This is a genomic window from uncultured Methylobacterium sp. (genome assembly GCF_964251405.1).
Classification (GTDB): Bacteria; Pseudomonadota; Alphaproteobacteria; order Rhizobiales; family Beijerinckiaceae; genus Methylobacterium.
This window is the reverse complement of record NZ_CAXUJR010000083.1, coordinates 1-15800: the sequence shown is the minus strand read 5'-3', so window position 1 is coordinate 15800 and position 15800 is coordinate 1. Positions and strand designations below refer to the sequence as shown.

Below are 15800 nucleotides of genomic sequence, written 5' to 3'. Positions count from 1 at the left end.
AGAGCCAGAACTACGCCGCCGCCCTCCAGCGCCACCACACCTACGGCCCGCCCGATGACTGGGCCGAGGGCTATGTCAGTGCCTACGCGACCTGCCACCCCTGGGAGGACTTCGCCGAGACCTGGGCGCATTATCTCCACATCGTCGACACGCTGGAGACCGCGAGCGTGTTCGGCCTGCGGCTCAGCCCGCACTTCCGGAACAAGACGGCCCCGACGGTGGCGATCGACTTCGACCCGCACCAGAGCCCCGACCTCGACCGGATGGTCGAGGCTTGGCTACCGCTGACCTACGCGATCAACTCGCTGAGCCGCAGCATGGGCCAGCCGGCCCTCTACCCGTTCAAGCTGACCCCGGCGGTGATCGCCAAGCTCTCCTTCATCCACGAGCGCATCGACGCGGTGCAGGGCCACGCGCAGAGCCAGGACGAGGCCGGCGCCGATATCCTCAAGGCGGTGATCACGGGCCTACGGCAACGGGTGGCGGCGCCGAACGTGTGAAGCGCAGAGCCCGCCGCGGTCGACGACCGGTGTTGCGCCTCCATTCCCGGACTCGGTCGCGGGCAACCCTCGTCCGGATCCGGTCCCGCCCCATCCGTCTCGATCAAGGCGGTCACGCGGGCGACGAACCAGTCGGCGCCTGCCAACAGAGCTTCGGCATCGGCCACGGTGATCACGATGCACGGCCCGACACCATAGTCGCCGAGCTCCTTGTATTTATAGGCACGCGCCAGGAACGTCAGCAGATCGCGGTCGGATGGCGACGTCTCGCGCAGCAGTTGTGCCAGCGCCGTGCGAATGCCCGTATGGGTCTTGGCGATCTTGCCGGTGTGGGCCACCAGCAAGGCCTCGGCGGCATGGAACGCCGCATAATAAGCGCTGCGTGCGGCGGCCTTGGCGAGACCGATTCCTATGATCGCGCGGGCTTCCGCGGGTTCCTCCCGCGCCTTGACGAGGTAATCGCGGGCTTCCGGCGTCACAGATCGCGGCCGTCTCGCCGCAATTCCTGCATCAGCCCGGTGCGGTCCTGGTGCGAGCCAGCCCGCAACGGCAGCGCGTGGATGACGGCGCCGGTCGCGGTCAGGATGTCGGTCTCAATCGGCCAGTGTGCGAGCTTCCCGGTCGAAGTCGCGCAGATCATGGAGGAATACCCCAACGTCGTAGTCGGAACCCGCGCGTGCTTCACCGCGCGCACGCGAGCCGAACAACACCAGTCGCTCGATCTGTGCGCCATAGGCGCGCTCGACCGCATTGCGGAAATGCGCGAGCACCGGATCGTCGTTCAGCCGCACGGCCATCAGCCTGATCTCCTCATGTCAAATGTATCATGCCATGCGGCCGGGCGGCCAGAAACCGAATGCGCGGACAAGACTTTGACTGTCGGCGAGGCGCCCACCGGGCCTCCTGTACGCCGGTGGGCACAACGGGATGTCGTTCTACGCGACCGGCGCCGCCAGCCGCTCGCGGAACGCCGCTCCCGCCTCGTCCGAGCGCCAGCAGGCGGCGCCGTGGCCGGGGCCGACCTCGACGGTGGGCGGGACCTCCCGGTGGCATTTCTCCACCGCCAGGAAGCAGCGCGGCGCGAAGGGGCAGCCGGGCTTGCGGTTGGCGAGATCCGGCGGGCTGCCGGGGATCGTCTCCAGGCGCGATCCCTTCACCAAGGCGCCGTCGGCGCGGCTCGAGAGGAGACCGATCGTGTAGGGGTGGTTGGGACTGAGCACCACCTGGCGCGCGGTGCCCGATTCTACGATGCGGCCGGCATACATCACCGCGATGCGGTCGGCGACTTCCACCGCGGCACCGAGGTCGTGGGTGACGAAGATGGTGGAGAGGCCGAGCTCCGCCTGCAACTCGCGCAGGAGCAGCAGGATCTGGATCTGAACCGTGGCATCGAGCGCGGTGGTTGGCTCGTCGGCGAGCAGGACCTTGGGCCGGCAGGCCAGCGCCAGGGCGATCATCGCGCGCTGGCGCATGCCCCCCGACATCTCGTGCGGATAGGCGTCGAGGCGCCGCTGCGGGCTCGGGATGCGCACCCGCTCGAACAGCTCCAGAGCGCGCGCCCGCGCCTGCGGCTCGCTCAGGCCCTCATGCCGGCGCACCGCTTCGGTGATCTGCCGGCCCACCGTGTAGACCGGGTCGAGAGCGAGCAACGGCTCCTGGAAGATCATCGCCACGGCCCGGCCGCGCAGGCGCGTCAGGTCGCGCTTGGACAGGGACATCACGTCCTGCCCGGCCACCGTGATGGTGCCCTCGATCTTGGTCTTGTTCTCCGGGTTGAGGCGCATGATCGCCCGCAGGGTCACGCTCTTGCCCGATCCGGATTCGCCGATGAGCGCCACCGCCTGGCCGCGGCCGAGCACGAGGTCGACGCCGTCGACGGCCCGGACCTTCCCGCCGAAGGTGACGCTGAGGTTGCGGATCTCGACGGCCGGGCCGGCGAGCGTCGCCGGGGAGACGGGGGCGTTCATGCCGCCACCTGCGAGGCCGGCGCCAGCGAATGGCCCGAACCCGGCTGGCGGGCGAGGCAGGCGACACGGTGCAGGACGCCCACCGTGTCGAGGGGCGGCACGTTCGCCGAGCAGATCGGCTCCATCAGCGTGCAGCGCGGGTGGAAGCGGCAGCCGGAGGGCGGGTCGATGGGGTTGGGCGGATCGCCGGCGAGCGGCGCCACCTCCGTGCGGTTGTCCGGGTCGAGGGACGGCATCGAGGACAGGAGGGCCGCCGTATAGGGGTGCGAGGGCTGGGCCAGCACCGTGTCGGCCGGGCCGATCTCGACGACTTGGCCGAGATACATCACCGCGACGCGGTCGCAGATGAAGCGCACCACGTTGAGGTCGTGGCTGATGAACAGGTATGTGAGGTTGAAGTCCTGCTTCAAGTCGAGCAGCAGGTTGAGCACCTGCGCCTCCACCGACTTGTCGAGCGCCGAGACCGCCTCGTCGAGCACCACGAGGCGGGGTTCGAGGGCGAGTGCGCGGGCGATGTTGACGCGCTGGCGCTGGCCGCCGGAGAGCTCGTGCGGATAGCGCGCCGCGAACCGCGTCGGCTCCAACCCGACGCGGGCTAGGAGCGAGCGCGCCCGCTCGATCGCCTGGCGCGTCGGCACGCCGTGGACCTGGGGCCCGAAGGCGATCGAGGCCTCGACGGTCATGCGCGGGTTCAGCGACGAGTAGCTGTCCTGGAACACCATCTGGGTCTGGGCGCGGAAGGCGCGCATCGGCAGGGCGCGGCTGCCGATGGTCTCGCCGTCGAACAGCAGCTCCCCAGAATCGTGCTCGATCAGGCCCATGATCAGCTTCGCCGTGGTGGACTTGCCGCAGCCCGATTCCCCGACGATGCCCAGCGTCTCGCCCTTCAGGATCTCGAAATCGACGCCGTCGACGGCGCGCACCACGGCCTTCTTGCCGCCCAGGCCCTTCTTGATCGGGAAATGCTTGACGAGGCGGTCGACGGTGAGGAGCGGCTGGGCCGGCCCACCGCGGTCGCGGATATCGGCTGACCCACTCACGACTTCACCTCCATGGCCGAACGCAGTCCGTCCGAGAACAGGTTGAACGAGATCGAGACGATGAAGATGGCGAGCCCCGGCAGGGCGGCGACCATCGGGTTGACGTAGATCGCCGTGCGCAGGGTGTTGAGCATCAGGCCCCATTCGGGCTCCGGCGGCTTCACGCCGAGCCCGAGGAAGGACAGGCCGGAGGCCAGGATCATCGAGACGCTGATCAGGCTCGTCGCGTAGACGAAGATCGGTCCGAGCACGTTGCCGAGCACCTGCACGCGCAGGATGGTCAGGGTCGAGGCGCCGGAGAGCTTGGCCGCATCGACGTAGTCGCGCGACCGGATCTGCGTCGTCACGCTCTCGGCGACGCGGGCGATCTGGGGCACGAACACGCAGGTCAGCGACACGATCGAGTTGAGCACGCCGGCCCCCAACGCGCCCGACAACGCGATGGCGAGCAGCACCGACGGGAAAGCGAAGAACACGTCGATGGTGCGCATGAGCACGACGTTGAGCCAGCCGCCGACATAGCCGGCGAGGATTCCGATCCCCGACCCGATGATGAAGGCGAGGATCACCGGCGTCACGCCGATGAACAGCGAGAGCCGCCCGCCCATCATCAGGCGGCTCAGCATGTCGCGCCCGAGTTCGTCCGAGCCGAGGATGTAGGTGGCGTCGCCGATCGGGCGGAGGCGCTTGAGCATGGAGCCGCGATAGGGGTCCATCGGCGTGATCCAGGGCGCCAGGATCGCGACGGCGATGATGATCAGGATGATCGCCGCCGCCGTCATGGCGACGGGGTCGCGCACGAGCTTGCGCCCGACGCTGCCCCAGAACCCGACCGAGGCGACGAACGCTTCGGCTTTGGGTTGGGCGGTGCCCATGGCCGGATCGATGCCGGCGGTGACGGGGGTGCTCGTGACGGCCATCAGCCCCTCTCGATGCGCGGGTCGAGCGCCGTCTGCACGACGTCGACGATGAGGTTGAGCGCGACGAAGAACATCGCCAGCACCAGGATGGCGCCCTGCAGGAGCGGCAGGTCGCGCTGGAAGATCGCCGAGTTCAGGAGGAAGCCGGTGCCGGGCCAGGCGAACACGGTCTCGATCAGGATCGAGCCGCCGAGCAGGTAGCCGAGCTGCAGGCCCATGATGGCGAGCGCGGTGGGAGCCGCGTTCTTGACCACGTGCTTGAACACGCCGAACTCGGAGAGGCCCTTGGCGCGCAAAGCCCCGACGAAGTCTTGGGCGAGGATGTCGCCGACGAGTGCCCGGATGGTGCGGGCGATCACGCCCATCGGGATCACCGACATCGTGAGGGCCGGCAGGATCATGTAGCGCAGATGCTCGAAATCGGGCCGCCAGTTGCCCGAGCCGTCGGGGCCCGCGCCGGTGGGCGGCAGCCATCCGAGGGTGGCCGAGAAGATGATCACCATCACCATGCCGAGCCAGTAATGCGGCACCGACACGCCGAAGACCGAGATGGCCGACGCCGCCCGGTCGAGCAGGGAATCGCGGAAGTAGCCGGCGACGAAGCCGAAGAAGGTGCCGAAGGTGAAGCCGATCAGCGTCGCCACGGAGGCGAGGATCAGGCTGTTGACCACTGCGCGCCCGACCTCACTGACGACGGGGCGGCCGCTGGAGATCGAGGTGCCGAGATCGCCCTGCAGCACGTGCCAGAGCCAGATGAAGTACTGCACCACGAGCGGCTTGTCGTAGCCGTAGGCCGCGCGCATGGAATCGATGGTCTCCTGGGTGGCATCCACCGGCAGGACCGCGCTCAGGGGATCGCCCGGCGCCAGATGCACCAGCAGGAAGCACACGACGCTGACGCCGATCGCCACCGGCGTCACGGCGACGAGGCGCCGAAGAATGAAGCTCAGCATAGGGGCATCTCGCGGCCTCGTTCGGTGTAGCGCCTCTCCTCCCCCTTGCGGGGAGGAGTTGGGAGGTGGGGGTGGCTGGGTGACCCGGCTGCGGAGGCCAGCGGAACCACCCCCACCCCTACCCCTCCCCGCACCCAAGTCGGGCTTGCCCGACCTGGGCACTTTCAATGCAAATCTCAGGCACCCGAGATCTGTTGGGGAAGGGAACGCGGCTCGCTCACTTCTCCACGGTGATCGGCGAGAAGTCCTGGAACCAGTTCTGGGCCTGGACGAAGCCCTTCACCTTCGGGCTCATCGCCCGCGGGTTCACGTCGTGGGCGACCATCAGGAACAGGGCCTCGCTCACGTATTTCTCGTGGACCTTCTCCAGGACCTTGGTCTGCTCGACCGGATCGAACGTGTTGCGGATCTCGTCGAAGAGCTTGTCCATCTCCGGGTCGCAGTAATGGCCCCAGTTGGTCCCGTTCGGGGCCGCGAGGTTACACTGCAGGTGGCGGATGAAGCCCGTGAAGGGATCCTGGATGAAATAGGAGAAGTTCATCCCGGTCCCCTTGCGCGACATCTCGGCCTTCGCGCCGCCGCGCCAGAGGTTGATCAGGGTGTTCCACTCGACGACCTCGAAATCGATCTTGATCCCGACCTCGGCCAGATTCTGCTGGATGACCTCGTTCATCGGCAGCGGCTGCATCTGGCCCGAGCCCGAGGGCGCGATCAGGATCTTCGTCGTGACCGGCTTCGCCGGGCTGTAGCCGGCCTCGGCCAGAAGCTTCTTGGCGCCTTCGGGGTCGTAGGTCGGCTTGAAGGTCGGCTTGCCGAACCATTGGTGGCCCGGCGGCATGAACCCTTCCGCCGCGATCATCAGGCCGCCGAGCAGCTCCTTCATGCCCTCGCGGTCGACGGCGAGATTGGCGGCCTTGCGGATGCGCACGTCGTTCCAGGGCGAGCCCTCGGCCCGCGACAGGTGCCAGGTCCAGTTATGCGGATAGGCGTTGGTGACGATGGTGAACTTCGCGCCCTTGAGCGAGGCGACGGCATCCGGCGGCGGAGCCTCGATCCAGTCGACCTGCCCCGAGCGGAGCGCCGCCACGCGGGCATTGGCCTCGGGCAGCGGCACCAGCACGAGCTTGTCGAGCTTAGGGACCCGCGCCTTGTCCCAGTACTCCTTGTTGGGCGCCATCTCGGCGCGCTCGCGGGGAGCGAACAGGGTGAGCTTCCACGGGCCGGTCCCGGCGGGAGTCTTGGCGAAGGCGTCCCAGCTCTTGCCGACCTTCTCCCACTGGGTGGGCGAGGAGATCATGATCCAGGCGATCTGGTAGGGCAGCGTCGCGTCGGGGCTCTTGGTGATCACCTCCAACGTGGTGGCGTCCACCGCCCGGTAGCTCGCCACCGCCGGGATGCGCGAGCGCCCCTGCGCCGACTGGCGCGGGTCGAACTGCGGCGCGTCGTTCTTGAGGAGCTTGTCGAGGTTCCACACCACCGATTCCGCCGTGAACGGCGAGCCGTCGTGGAAGGTCACCCCGTCCCGCAGCTTGAAGGTCCACTTGGTCTTGTCGGTGCCGTCGACGCCCCAGCTCAGGGCGAGGCCCGGCATCAGGACCGAGGGCTTGCTCGCACTCGACAGGTCCCAGTTGATGAGCCCGTCATAGACCGTGTAGCCGGTGAACCGCATGCCCTCGCCGCCGTTGTCGGCCTGGCCGGTGGTCAGCGGGATGTCGGAGGCGGTCATGCCGATCCGCAGGGTGCCCTGCGCCAGCGCGCCCGAATGGGGCAGGCTCGCGAAGAAGAGGGCGGCGGCCAGGCGCAGGCCGCGGCTTTTCGCCTGCGACCGGACCTTGGCGACGTCCGCCCCGTTGAACTGCATCGATCCGCTGATGGCACCCTCCCGCGCTTTGACCGGAGGAAGTATGCAAGCCGGCGGCCAACCGGCCGGCCAAGCTGCGGCGCAACACGGGTGGCCGTGCATGCTAGCGTAGCCGGTATTGAGTAAGCGGCGCCTCCCTCCCCACAAGGGGAGGAGTGGCGCGCAAGCCGACACCAGTGGATCGATCGGGACCGCATCACGCCATTGAGGAGCCTCGCCATCCCGTGACCGTACCGTCCTCACTCCTCCCCGGCCGCCTCATCGTCCAGCCGATCACCGCAGACGGCTTCGCGCCGTTCGGCAGCCTTCTCGAACGCCCGGATCCCGAGCCGCGCCAGGATCATGCCGCGCTCATCGAGAACGGCCGCCCCGGCGTCGCACTCAACCTCGCGCTGATCCGCAGCGAGCCTTTCGCCGGGCTCATGCCCCTGCGCCGGCTGGAGATGCACCCGGTCTCGAGCCAGACCTTCCTGCCGCTCTCGGTGGCCGACTACCTCGTGGTGGTGGCTCACGACCGCGACGGGGCGCCGGACCCGGCGACGCTCCTCGCCTTCGCGGTGCCGGGCCATGTCGGCATCCACTACCGGGTCGGGGCCTGGCACGCGCACATGATGACGCGCCAGGACCCCGGCACCTTCGCGATGCTGGTCTACGAGGACGGCTCGGCGGACGACTGCGTGTTCGCGTCGATCCCGCCGGTGACGCTCGTCGATCCGGATTGAGGTGCGTTCGCCAGCGCCACCAGGGTCTGGAGCAGGACGTCGGCGCCGGCGGTGCAATCGGCCTGGGTGGCCGATTCCGCCGGGTTGTGGCTGATGCCGTCGCGGCATGGCACGAAGATCATCGCGGTGGGCACCCTGTCGGCGAGATTGCAGGCATCGTGCTGCGCGCCCGACACCATCCGGCGGTGCGACAGGCTCAAGCCCCGCGTGGACGCCTCGACCGCCGCGACCACGCCGGCATCGAACACCACCGGCGCCCGCGACCAGATCTTGTCCAGCGTGATCGCGAGGTTGCGGCGGGCGGCGATCTCCGCGATGCGCTCGCGCAATGCCGCGTCCATCGCGTCGAGCGTCCCCTGGTCGGGATCGCGCAGATCGAGGGTGAAGGCGATCCGGCCCGGCACGACGTTGCGCGAGGGCGCGGCGATCACCGCCTCTCCCATCGTCGCCACCGCGGTGGGTGCGTGCGCGAGGGCGATCGCTTCCGCCGCAAGCGCGACCTCGGCGAGGCCGCATTGGGCGTCGCGCCGACGCGGCATCGGCGTCGTGCCGGCATGGCTCTCGAAGCCGGTGACCGTGCCGTCGTACCAGGCCACCCCCTGGCAGCGGTCGACTACGCCGATCGTCTCGCCTTCCGCGTCGAGGATCGGCCCCTGCTCGATATGGAGCTCGACGAACGCGCCGATCGCCCGCGTTCCGACCGTCTCGGGGCCGCGATAGCCGATGGCGTCGAGGGCTTCGCCGACGCTGATCCCGGCCGCGTCGCGCCGCGAGAGGATGTCGTCCGCCGTGAACAGCCCGGCATGGGCGGCCGACGCCATGGTGGCGGGGGCGAAGCGCGAGCCCTCCTCGTTGGTCCAGTTCACCACCATCACGGGCGCGTCCGTCTCGATCCCGGCATCGTTCAGGGTCCGCATCGCCTCGAGGCCCGCCAGGGTGCCGAGGACGCCGTCGAAGCGGCCCCCGGTGGGCTGGGTGTCGAGGTGAGAGCCGCATGCGATGGGGGGACGGCTCATGTCGCGCCCGCGCCGCAGGGCGAACTGGGTGCCGAGCTCGTCGACCCCAACCTCCAGGCCGGCCGCCTCGCAGGCGTCGCGGAACCAGTCGCGCACCGTCCCGTCCTCCGCCGACAGGGTGAGGCGGCCCACACCGCCCTCCGGGGTCGCCCCGAAGGCCGCCGTCTCCTGGATCGTCGCCCACAGGCGCGGGCCGTCGACCCTGAGGTTATGCCGCGTGCCGTCCATGCGTCGGTTCCCTTTTGGTGCGATCCTCGCAGGACCGGAACGCGGGACTCGTGCCGTTCGCGAGGCGCGTGGGCAAGCCCACGACGACGGCGGACGTTTCATCCGCGACCGTTGCCCGATCTGACGTGGCGGCGTGCTGTTTTTGGCAGCACGCCGCCACGCCGACGGGCATTCGATCCCCTACGCTCGCCCCCACGCCCGACCCCACGCCCCCGAAGACCGGACGCGCCCATGCCCCAATGCCTCGTCTTTCGTGTTCCGACCCGGCATCCCGCCGACGTGTCGGGCCTGCGCGGCCTCATCGCGGAGGGCGCCGTCGCGGCCGGCGAGATCGTGGCGATCTTCGGAAAGACCGAGGGCAACGGCTGCGTCAACGACTTCACCCGTCAGCTCTCGGTGATGGCCCTGGAGGCGGCGCTCGCCGACGAACTTCGGTGTACGCAGGCCGAGGTCGCCGCCCGCATCGCCCTCGTCATGTCCGGAGGAACGGAGGGCGGACTCTCGCCTCATCTCCTCGTGCTCGCCCGCCGCGAAGGGCCGGCCGCCCCCGGCGACACCGCCCTGGCGGTGGGCACCGCCTTCACCCCCGACTTCCTCCCCGAGGAGATCGGCCGGATGGCGCAGGTCGAGGCCACCGCCGCGGCCGTCGCGGCGGCGATGAAGGGCGCCGGCATCGCCGACCCCGATGCCGTCCATTTCGTGCAGGTGAAGTGCCCGCTCCTCACCAGCGCCCGCATCGCCGAGGCCGCCTCGCGCGGCCACGGCGTCGTCAGCCACGACACCTACGCGTCGATGGGGTTTTCGCGAGGGGCGTCGGCGCTCGGCATCGGGCTGGCGCTCGGCGAGATCGCGCGGGCCGACCTCGACGACCACGCGATCGGCCATCGCGCCGACCTGTGGTCGGGCCGGGCCAGCGCCTCGGCGGGGATCGAACTCATGCGCAACGAAGTCATCGTGCTGGGCAACGCGCCCGGCTGGAGCGGGTCCTACCGGATCGCCCACCGGGTAATGCGTGACGGGATCGACGTCTCGGCGATTCAGGGTGCCTTGGCGGATCTCGGTTTCTCGGTCACGGGCCAGCTCTCGCCAGAAGATTCCGAGCGCGTGGTCGCCCTGCTCGCCAAGGCCGAGCCTTCGCATGACGGTCTGATCCGGGGACGGCGCCACATCATGAACGACGACAGCGACATCAACGCCACCCGCCATGCCCGTGCCCTGGTGGGCGGGGTCGCCGCCGCCGCGATCGGGCGCACCGACCTGTTCGTGTCCGGCGGCGCCGAGCACCAGGGGCCGGATGGCGGCGGCCCGGTCGCGATCATCGCCCGTTTGGAGACCTGACCAGCATGCCCGAGTTCGACCTTGCGATCCGCGGCGGCACCGTCGTCACCGCCACCGACACCCTGCGCGCCGACATCGGCATCCGCGACGGTCGCATCGTGGCGCTCGCCGAGCGGATCACGGACGCCGCCCGCACCATCGATGCGGGCGGCCTGCTGGTGCTGCCCGGCGGCATCGACAGCCATGTCCACATCGCGCAGGCCTCCGGCCCCGGAATCGTCATGGCCGACGACTTCGCCTCGGCGACGCGGGCGGCGGCGGCGGGCGGCAATACATGCGTCATGCCCTTCGCCCTGCAGCCGCGGGGCGCCTCCTTAAGCGAGGCGACGCACGCCTACCGGGCGCTCGCGGAAGGGCAGTGCCACATCGATGTCGCCATCCACCTCATCGTCTCGGACCCGACGCCGGCGGTGCTGGGGCAGGAGCTGCCGGCGCTGATCGCGGAGGGCTACACCTCGTTCAAGGTCTTCATGACCTACGACGATCTCGTCCTCAACGACCGCCAGATCCTCGACGTGTTCGACCTCGCCCGGCGCGAAGGCGCGCGCGTCATGGTCCATGCCGAGGGCTACGACGCCATCCGCCACATGACCGACCGGCTGGAGCGGGCCGGCGAGACCGGTCCCTACGGCCACGCCCTGTCCCGGCCGCAGCTCGTGGAGCGCGAGGCGGCGCACCGGGCGATCTCCCATGCCGAGCTCGTCGACCTGCCGATCGTCATCGTCCACGTCTCGGGCGAACAGGCGATGGAGCAGATCGCGTGGGCGCGCTCGCGCGGCCTCGACATCCGGGCCGAGACCTGCCCGCAATACCTGACGCTGACCGCCGACCACATGAAGGGATCGGGCTCGGACGACCCGATGGCGGGCGCCAAATACGTGTGCTCGCCGCCCCCGCGGGAGGCTTCGAACCAGGCCGCGATCTGGCGCGGGCTCCAGACCGGGCTGTTCGACGTCGTCTCCTCCGACCATTGCCCGTTCCGCTACTACGACCCGGCCGGCAAGCTGAACCCGAAGGGGAAAACCTCTTTCCGTTGGGTGCCCAACGGCATTCCCGGCATCGAGACGCGGTTGCCGGTGCTGTTCTCCGAAGGGGTCTCGGCGGGCCGGATCTCGCTCAACCGCTTCGTGGAATTAACCGCCACCAACCACGCCAAGCTCTACGGGCTCTACCCGCGCAAGGGATCGATCGGCGTGGGGTTCGACGCCGACCTGACGCTGTGGGACCCCAACCGCCGCGAGACCATCCGGCAGGAGGCGCTCCATCACGGCGCCGATTACACGCCCTGGGAGGGGTTCGCGGTGACGGGCTGGCCCGTGATGACGATTGCGCGGGGCGAGGTCATCGCGGAGGACGGGCGGGTGACCGGTGCCGTAGGCCATGGGCGGGTGCTCGACCGGGCGGTCGATCCGACGGCGCGCAGGAACGGCTGATCGCCCAATCGCCTCTCCTCCCCCTTGTGGGGAGGAGTAGGGAGGTGGGGTGGTTCCGCTTGCCGCGGGCGAAGGTCACCCCGCCACCGCCATCCTCGGTCCCTCCCCACAAGGGGGAGGGAAGCGCGTCCTGCCTGCAACATCCATGAGGCCACTGGCCCAACCTTTGCTGATCCCGAAACCGAAGGGGGACCCGCATGGACGTCGAGCTGATCCGGCTGACCAAGCGCTACGGCACCACCACCGCCGTGGACGGCATCGACCTCAAGATCCGGTCGGGGGCCTATTGCTGCCTGCTCGGCCCCTCCGGATGCGGAAAGACCACGACCCTGCGGATGATCGGCGGCCACGAGACCGTGTCGAGCGGCGACGTGGTGATCGGCCCGCGCGCGGTGGGCGACGCCGCCCCGTCCGAGCGCGGCACCGCCATGATGTTCCAGAGCTACGCCCTGTTCCCGCACCTGAGCTGCCGCGACAACGTCGCCTTCAGCCTCAAGATGCGCGGCATCGGCGAGGCCGAGCGCCGGGCCAAGGCCATGGCGATGCTCGACCTCGTCCAGATGACACACCTCGCCGAGCGCCTGCCGGCCCAGCTCTCCGGTGGCCAGCAACAACGCGTGGCGCTCGCCCGCGCGCTGGTCACCGGACCCAAGGTGCTCCTCCTCGATGAGCCGCTCTCGGCCCTCGACCCGTTTCTGCGGGTGCGGATGCGGACGGAGCTGAAGCGGATCCAGAAGGAACTCGGCCTCACCTTCATCCACGTCACCCACAGCCAGGAGGAGGCGATGGCGCTGTCCGACCTCGTCGTGGTGATGAATGGCGGGCGCATCGAGCAGGCCGGCGACCCGCGCCAGGTGTTCGAGCGTCCGGCCTCAGCCTTCGTCGCGCGCTTCATCGGCGGCCACAACATCATCACCCTGCCTGGACAGAACCGGATCGCCGTGCGCGCCGACCGGATGCGCCTCGGGGCCGCCGCCGGTGCCGCCGCCGTGCCGGCCCGGATCGTCTCGGTGGAGTACCAGGGCAGCACCGTCCATGTCGGGCTCGAGGCCCAGGGCCTGGAGGCGGGCGAGGGCAGCGCCCTCACCGCCATCCTCGACGACGACGCCTTCGCCGCGCATCCCCTCGCCCTCGGCGAGACCGTACCGCTCGGCTGGGATGCCGAGGCCGCCCACCGGCTGACGGCCTGACACCGCTCACACTTCCATCGTGCCTGCTTCCATCGTGCCTGAAGGACCGACCATGACCGAGATCAAGCTGAGCCGGCGCACGCTGCTCCAGGGGGCGGGCGCCACCGGACTGGCCCTGGGAGCCGGGCCGATCACCGGCTTCCCCAACGTCATCGCCGCCGAGCCCGTGACCCTGCGCTATCTCGGCACCGCCGTGAACCAGTCCGCCGACATCGCACGCAAGGTGAAGGAGGATCTCGGGATCATCATCGAGTACATCCCGGTGGTCACCGACGAGGTCTCGAAGCGGGTCGTCACCCAGCCGAATTCCTTCGACATCGTCGACTCTGAGTATTTCAGCCTGAAGAAGCTGATCCCGTCGGGCAACATGATGGGCATGGATGCGCGGCGCATCAAGCAGGCCGACAACATCACGAGCGTCTTCAGCAAGGGCGAGCTGAACGGAAAGAAGATCGGCGACCAGGGCACGGCGCCCAAGAAGGTCTTCTACCTGGAGAGCCAAGCGGGCAAGACCTTCGCCACCTCGCCCACCGAGTGGATCACCCTGATCCCGACCACCTACAACGCCGACACGCTCGGCATCCGCCCGGACCTGATCAAGCGCCCGATCACGAGTTGGAAGGAACTCTTGAACCCCGAGTTTAAGGGGCGCGCCTCCATCCTCAACATCCCCTCCATCGGGATCATGGACGCCGCGATGGTGATCGAGGCGACCGGCGACTACACCTATCCCGACAAGGGCAACATGACGAAGGCCGAGATCGACCGCACCATCAAGCTGCTGATCGAGGCCAAGCGCGCCGGCCAGTTCCGCGCGCTCTGGCAGGACTTCAACGAATCCGTGAACCTGATGGCGTCGGGCGAGACGGTGATCCAGTCGATGTGGTCGCCCGCCGTCACCAAGGTGCGCTCGCAGGGCGTCGCCTGCACCTACCAGCCGCTCAAGGAGGGCTACCGCGCCTGGGCCTCGGGCTTCGGTCTCCCGAAGACGCTGACCGGCCGGAAGCTCGACGCGGCCTACGACTTCGTCAACTGGTTCCTGTCGGGCTGGGCCGGGGCCTATCTCAACCGCCAGGGCTACTATTCGGCGGTGCTGGAGACCGCCAAGACCCAGATGGAGCCCTATGAGTGGGCCTTCTGGATGGAGGGCAAGCCCGCCGAGAAGGACATCAAGGGACCCGACGGCTCCGTGCTGGAGAAGGCCGGCGCCACCCGCGACGGCGGCTCCTTCGAGCAGCGGATGGGCGGCGTCGCCTGCTGGAACGCCGTGATGGACGAGAACACCTACATGGTCCGCAAGTGGAACGAGTTCATCGCGGCGTGATGGCTACGGAACGACCTCTCCTCCCCCTTGCGGGGAGGAGCCGGAGGTGGGGGTGGCGCCGGACATGGCGCGACCTCTCCGGAGCCACCCCCACCCCTAACCCCTCCACGCAAAGGGGAGGGGAATCCCGACCTGGGGAGCGCACATGACCGACATCGCCCTCCCCGCCCCCATCGAGGTGCCCGCCGCCGCGGCCCCGAGCCTCACCAGGACCGCCCGCCGGACGCGCCGGCTCGCCTATCTCCAGGCCGCGCCCCTCGCGCTCGTCTTCCTCGTCTTCTTCCTGGTGCCGCTTGCCCTGACCCTGATGGTCAGCTTCTGGGAGTACAACGAGTACGAGATCATCCCGGCCTTCACGGTCCAGAACTACGTCGACGTGTTCGAAGGCTGCCTGTCCACGAGCGATCCCTGCACGACGCTGCGCACCTACCTTTCCACCCTGAAGTTCTGCTTCCTGACCTGGGCCTTCACCCTCGTGATCGGCTTCACGGTGGCGTATTTCCTCGCCTTCCACGTCCGCTCGCCCCGGACGCAGATGGCGTTGTTCCTGATCTGCACGATCCCGTTCTGGACCTCGAACGTGATCCGCATGATCTCGTGGATCCCGCTCCTGGGCCGCAACGGCCTCGTCAACGATACCCTGCGGAGTGTCGGGATCATCGACGCCCCGATCGAGGGCCTGCTCTATTCCGACTTCTCGGTGGTGCTGGCCTTCATCCACCTCAACACGGTCTTCATGATCGTGCCGATCTTCAACTCGATGGCCCGCATCGACCGATCGCTGCTGGAGGCCGCCTACGATGCCGGCGCCTCGGGCTGGCAGACCCTGTGGAACGTGGTGGTGCCGCTGACCAAGCCCGGAATCGCCATCGGGTCGATCTTCGTCATCACCCTGGTGATGGGCGACTTCGTCACGGTGGGCATCATGGGCGGCCAGCAGATCGCCTCGGTGGGCAAGGTCATCCAGGTGCAGATGTCGTCGCTGCAATTCCCCGCGGCCGCCGCCAACGCCGTGGTGCTGCTGGGTGCCGTGATGCTGATGATCCTGGCGATGACCCGGCTGATCGACCTGCGCAAGGAACTCTGAGCATGACGCGGAAAAGTCGTCGCCGGTTTTCCGTGAACGTCATGCGAAATCCCGGGGACCGCCCATGAGCGACCGGCCCCGCGGTCCCGCCTTCTACCTGCTCGCGCTGTTCTTCGCGGGATTCGTCCTCTTCCTGTACGGTCCGACGCTGACGATCCTGGTCCTCAGCTTCCAGGGGCCGCAGGGCGGGCTGACCTTCCCGCTGAACGGGGTCTCGACCC

The 15800-nt window shown here is 68.9% G+C and carries 14 protein-coding genes and 2 pseudogenes; 8 read left to right on the top strand and 8 right to left on the bottom strand.

Annotated features, from left to right (window positions below; genetic code table 11):
• A partial coding sequence (locus ACFE7U_RS14150; protein ID WP_375410361.1) for a putative zinc-binding metallopeptidase occupies positions 1 to 500 on the top strand: 500 nt, incomplete at its 5' end.
• A gap of 140 nt (positions 501 to 640) precedes the next feature.
• Here ACFE7U_RS14150 and ACFE7U_RS14145 read toward each other — a convergent pair.
• From ACFE7U_RS14145 to ACFE7U_RS14115, 7 genes and pseudogenes are all read right to left on the bottom strand, one after another.
• A pseudogene (locus ACFE7U_RS14145) lies at positions 641 to 979 on the bottom strand (HEPN domain-containing protein); the annotation flags it as partial.
• Positions 980 to 1093: 114 nt separating this feature from the next.
• Positions 1094 to 1297, bottom strand: a complete 204-nt coding sequence (locus ACFE7U_RS14140; RefSeq protein WP_375410360.1) for a nucleotidyltransferase domain-containing protein — start codon at positions 1295 to 1297, stop codon at positions 1094 to 1096.
• Positions 1298 to 1435: 138 nt separating this feature from the next.
• Entirely contained in the window at positions 1436 to 2467 is a 1032-nt protein-coding gene (locus ACFE7U_RS14135; protein WP_375410359.1) for an ABC transporter ATP-binding protein, read from the bottom strand.
• Entirely contained in the window at positions 2464 to 3507 is a 1044-nt protein-coding gene (locus ACFE7U_RS14130) for an ABC transporter ATP-binding protein (RefSeq protein ID WP_375410358.1), read from the bottom strand. The genes ACFE7U_RS14135 and ACFE7U_RS14130 overlap by 4 nt, the downstream gene beginning before the upstream one ends.
• Positions 3504 to 4427 (bottom strand): ABC transporter permease, encoded by a 924-nt coding sequence (locus ACFE7U_RS14125; RefSeq protein ID WP_375410357.1) that lies wholly within the window; start codon positions 4425 to 4427, stop codon positions 3504 to 3506. Before ACFE7U_RS14125 ends, ACFE7U_RS14130 begins: the two co-directional genes overlap by 4 nt.
• Positions 4427 to 5380 (bottom strand): ABC transporter permease, encoded by a 954-nt coding sequence (locus ACFE7U_RS14120; protein ID WP_375410356.1) that lies wholly within the window; start codon positions 5378 to 5380, stop codon positions 4427 to 4429. The genes ACFE7U_RS14125 and ACFE7U_RS14120 overlap by 1 nt, the downstream gene beginning before the upstream one ends.
• A 217-nt stretch (positions 5381 to 5597) precedes the next feature.
• Positions 5598 to 7241, bottom strand: coding sequence for an ABC transporter substrate-binding protein (locus ACFE7U_RS14115; protein WP_375410355.1), 1644 nt, complete (start codon positions 7239 to 7241; stop codon positions 5598 to 5600).
• Positions 7242 to 7465: 224 nt separating this feature from the next.
• On the opposite strand from ACFE7U_RS14115, the gene ACFE7U_RS14110 reads away from it, so the two are divergent.
• Entirely contained in the window at positions 7466 to 7963 is a 498-nt protein-coding gene (locus ACFE7U_RS14110; RefSeq protein ID WP_375410354.1) for an ureidoglycolate lyase, read from the top strand.
• On the opposite strand, the gene ACFE7U_RS14105 is transcribed toward ACFE7U_RS14110, so the two are convergent.
• Positions 7891 to 9207: a Zn-dependent hydrolase gene (locus ACFE7U_RS14105; protein ID WP_375410353.1), complete on the bottom strand. Its 1317-nt coding sequence runs from the start codon at positions 9205 to 9207 to the stop codon at positions 7891 to 7893. The genes ACFE7U_RS14110 and ACFE7U_RS14105 overlap by 73 nt on opposite strands.
• Before the next feature lie 231 nt (positions 9208 to 9438).
• Here ACFE7U_RS14105 and ACFE7U_RS14100 point away from each other — a divergent pair, with 231 nt between their 5' ends.
• From ACFE7U_RS14100 to ACFE7U_RS14075, 6 genes and pseudogenes are all read left to right on the top strand, one after another.
• Positions 9439 to 10545, top strand: a complete 1107-nt coding sequence (locus ACFE7U_RS14100; protein ID WP_375410352.1) for a ring-opening amidohydrolase — start codon at positions 9439 to 9441, stop codon at positions 10543 to 10545.
• Between the two features lie 5 nt (positions 10546 to 10550).
• Positions 10551 to 11978: a dihydropyrimidinase gene (gene hydA / locus ACFE7U_RS14095; RefSeq protein ID WP_375410351.1), complete on the top strand. Its 1428-nt coding sequence runs from the start codon at positions 10551 to 10553 to the stop codon at positions 11976 to 11978.
• 197 nt (positions 11979 to 12175) lie between these two features.
• On the top strand, positions 12176 to 13168 hold the full coding sequence (locus tag ACFE7U_RS14090) for an ABC transporter ATP-binding protein (RefSeq protein WP_375410350.1): 993 nt from the start codon (positions 12176 to 12178) through the stop codon (positions 13166 to 13168).
• 52 nt (positions 13169 to 13220) lie between these two features.
• Positions 13221 to 14492: a PotD/PotF family extracellular solute-binding protein gene (locus ACFE7U_RS14085; RefSeq protein ID WP_375410349.1), complete on the top strand. Its 1272-nt coding sequence runs from the start codon at positions 13221 to 13223 to the stop codon at positions 14490 to 14492.
• A gap of 145 nt (positions 14493 to 14637) precedes the next feature.
• Complete coding sequence (locus ACFE7U_RS14080) at positions 14638 to 15579, top strand: ABC transporter permease (RefSeq protein WP_375410348.1); 942 nt, start codon at positions 14638 to 14640, stop codon at positions 15577 to 15579.
• 64 nt (positions 15580 to 15643) lie between these two features.
• Positions 15644 to 15800 (top strand): annotated as a pseudogene (locus ACFE7U_RS14075) (ABC transporter permease); the annotation flags it as partial.

What these genes read in the sequence shown, in the direction of transcription:
- hydA (WP_375410351.1), top strand. Translation starts at nt 10,551, where the DNA reads ATGCCCGAGTTCGACCTTGCGATCCGCGGCGGCACCGTCGTCACCGCC.
- ACFE7U_RS14135 (WP_375410359.1), bottom strand. Translation starts at nt 2,467, where the DNA reads ATGAACGCCCCCGTCTCCCCGGCGACGCTCGCCGGCCCGGCCGTCGAG.
- ACFE7U_RS14090 (WP_375410350.1), top strand. Translation starts at nt 12,176, where the DNA reads ATGGACGTCGAGCTGATCCGGCTGACCAAGCGCTACGGCACCACCACC.
- ACFE7U_RS14125 (WP_375410357.1), bottom strand. Translation starts at nt 4,427, where the DNA reads ATGGCCGTCACGAGCACCCCCGTCACCGCCGGCATCGATCCGGCCATG.
- ACFE7U_RS14115 (WP_375410355.1), bottom strand. Translation starts at nt 7,241, where the DNA reads ATGCAGTTCAACGGGGCGGACGTCGCCAAGGTCCGGTCGCAGGCGAAA.
- ACFE7U_RS14080 (WP_375410348.1), top strand. Translation starts at nt 14,638, where the DNA reads ATGACCGACATCGCCCTCCCCGCCCCCATCGAGGTGCCCGCCGCCGCG.
- ACFE7U_RS14140 (WP_375410360.1), bottom strand. Translation starts at nt 1,297, where the DNA reads ATGGCCGTGCGGCTGAACGACGATCCGGTGCTCGCGCATTTCCGCAAT.
- ACFE7U_RS14105 (WP_375410353.1), bottom strand. Translation starts at nt 9,207, where the DNA reads ATGGACGGCACGCGGCATAACCTCAGGGTCGACGGCCCGCGCCTGTGG.
- ACFE7U_RS14120 (WP_375410356.1), bottom strand. Translation starts at nt 5,380, where the DNA reads ATGCTGAGCTTCATTCTTCGGCGCCTCGTCGCCGTGACGCCGGTGGCG.
- ACFE7U_RS14100 (WP_375410352.1), top strand. Translation starts at nt 9,439, where the DNA reads ATGCCCCAATGCCTCGTCTTTCGTGTTCCGACCCGGCATCCCGCCGAC.
- ACFE7U_RS14085 (WP_375410349.1), top strand. Translation starts at nt 13,221, where the DNA reads ATGACCGAGATCAAGCTGAGCCGGCGCACGCTGCTCCAGGGGGCGGGC.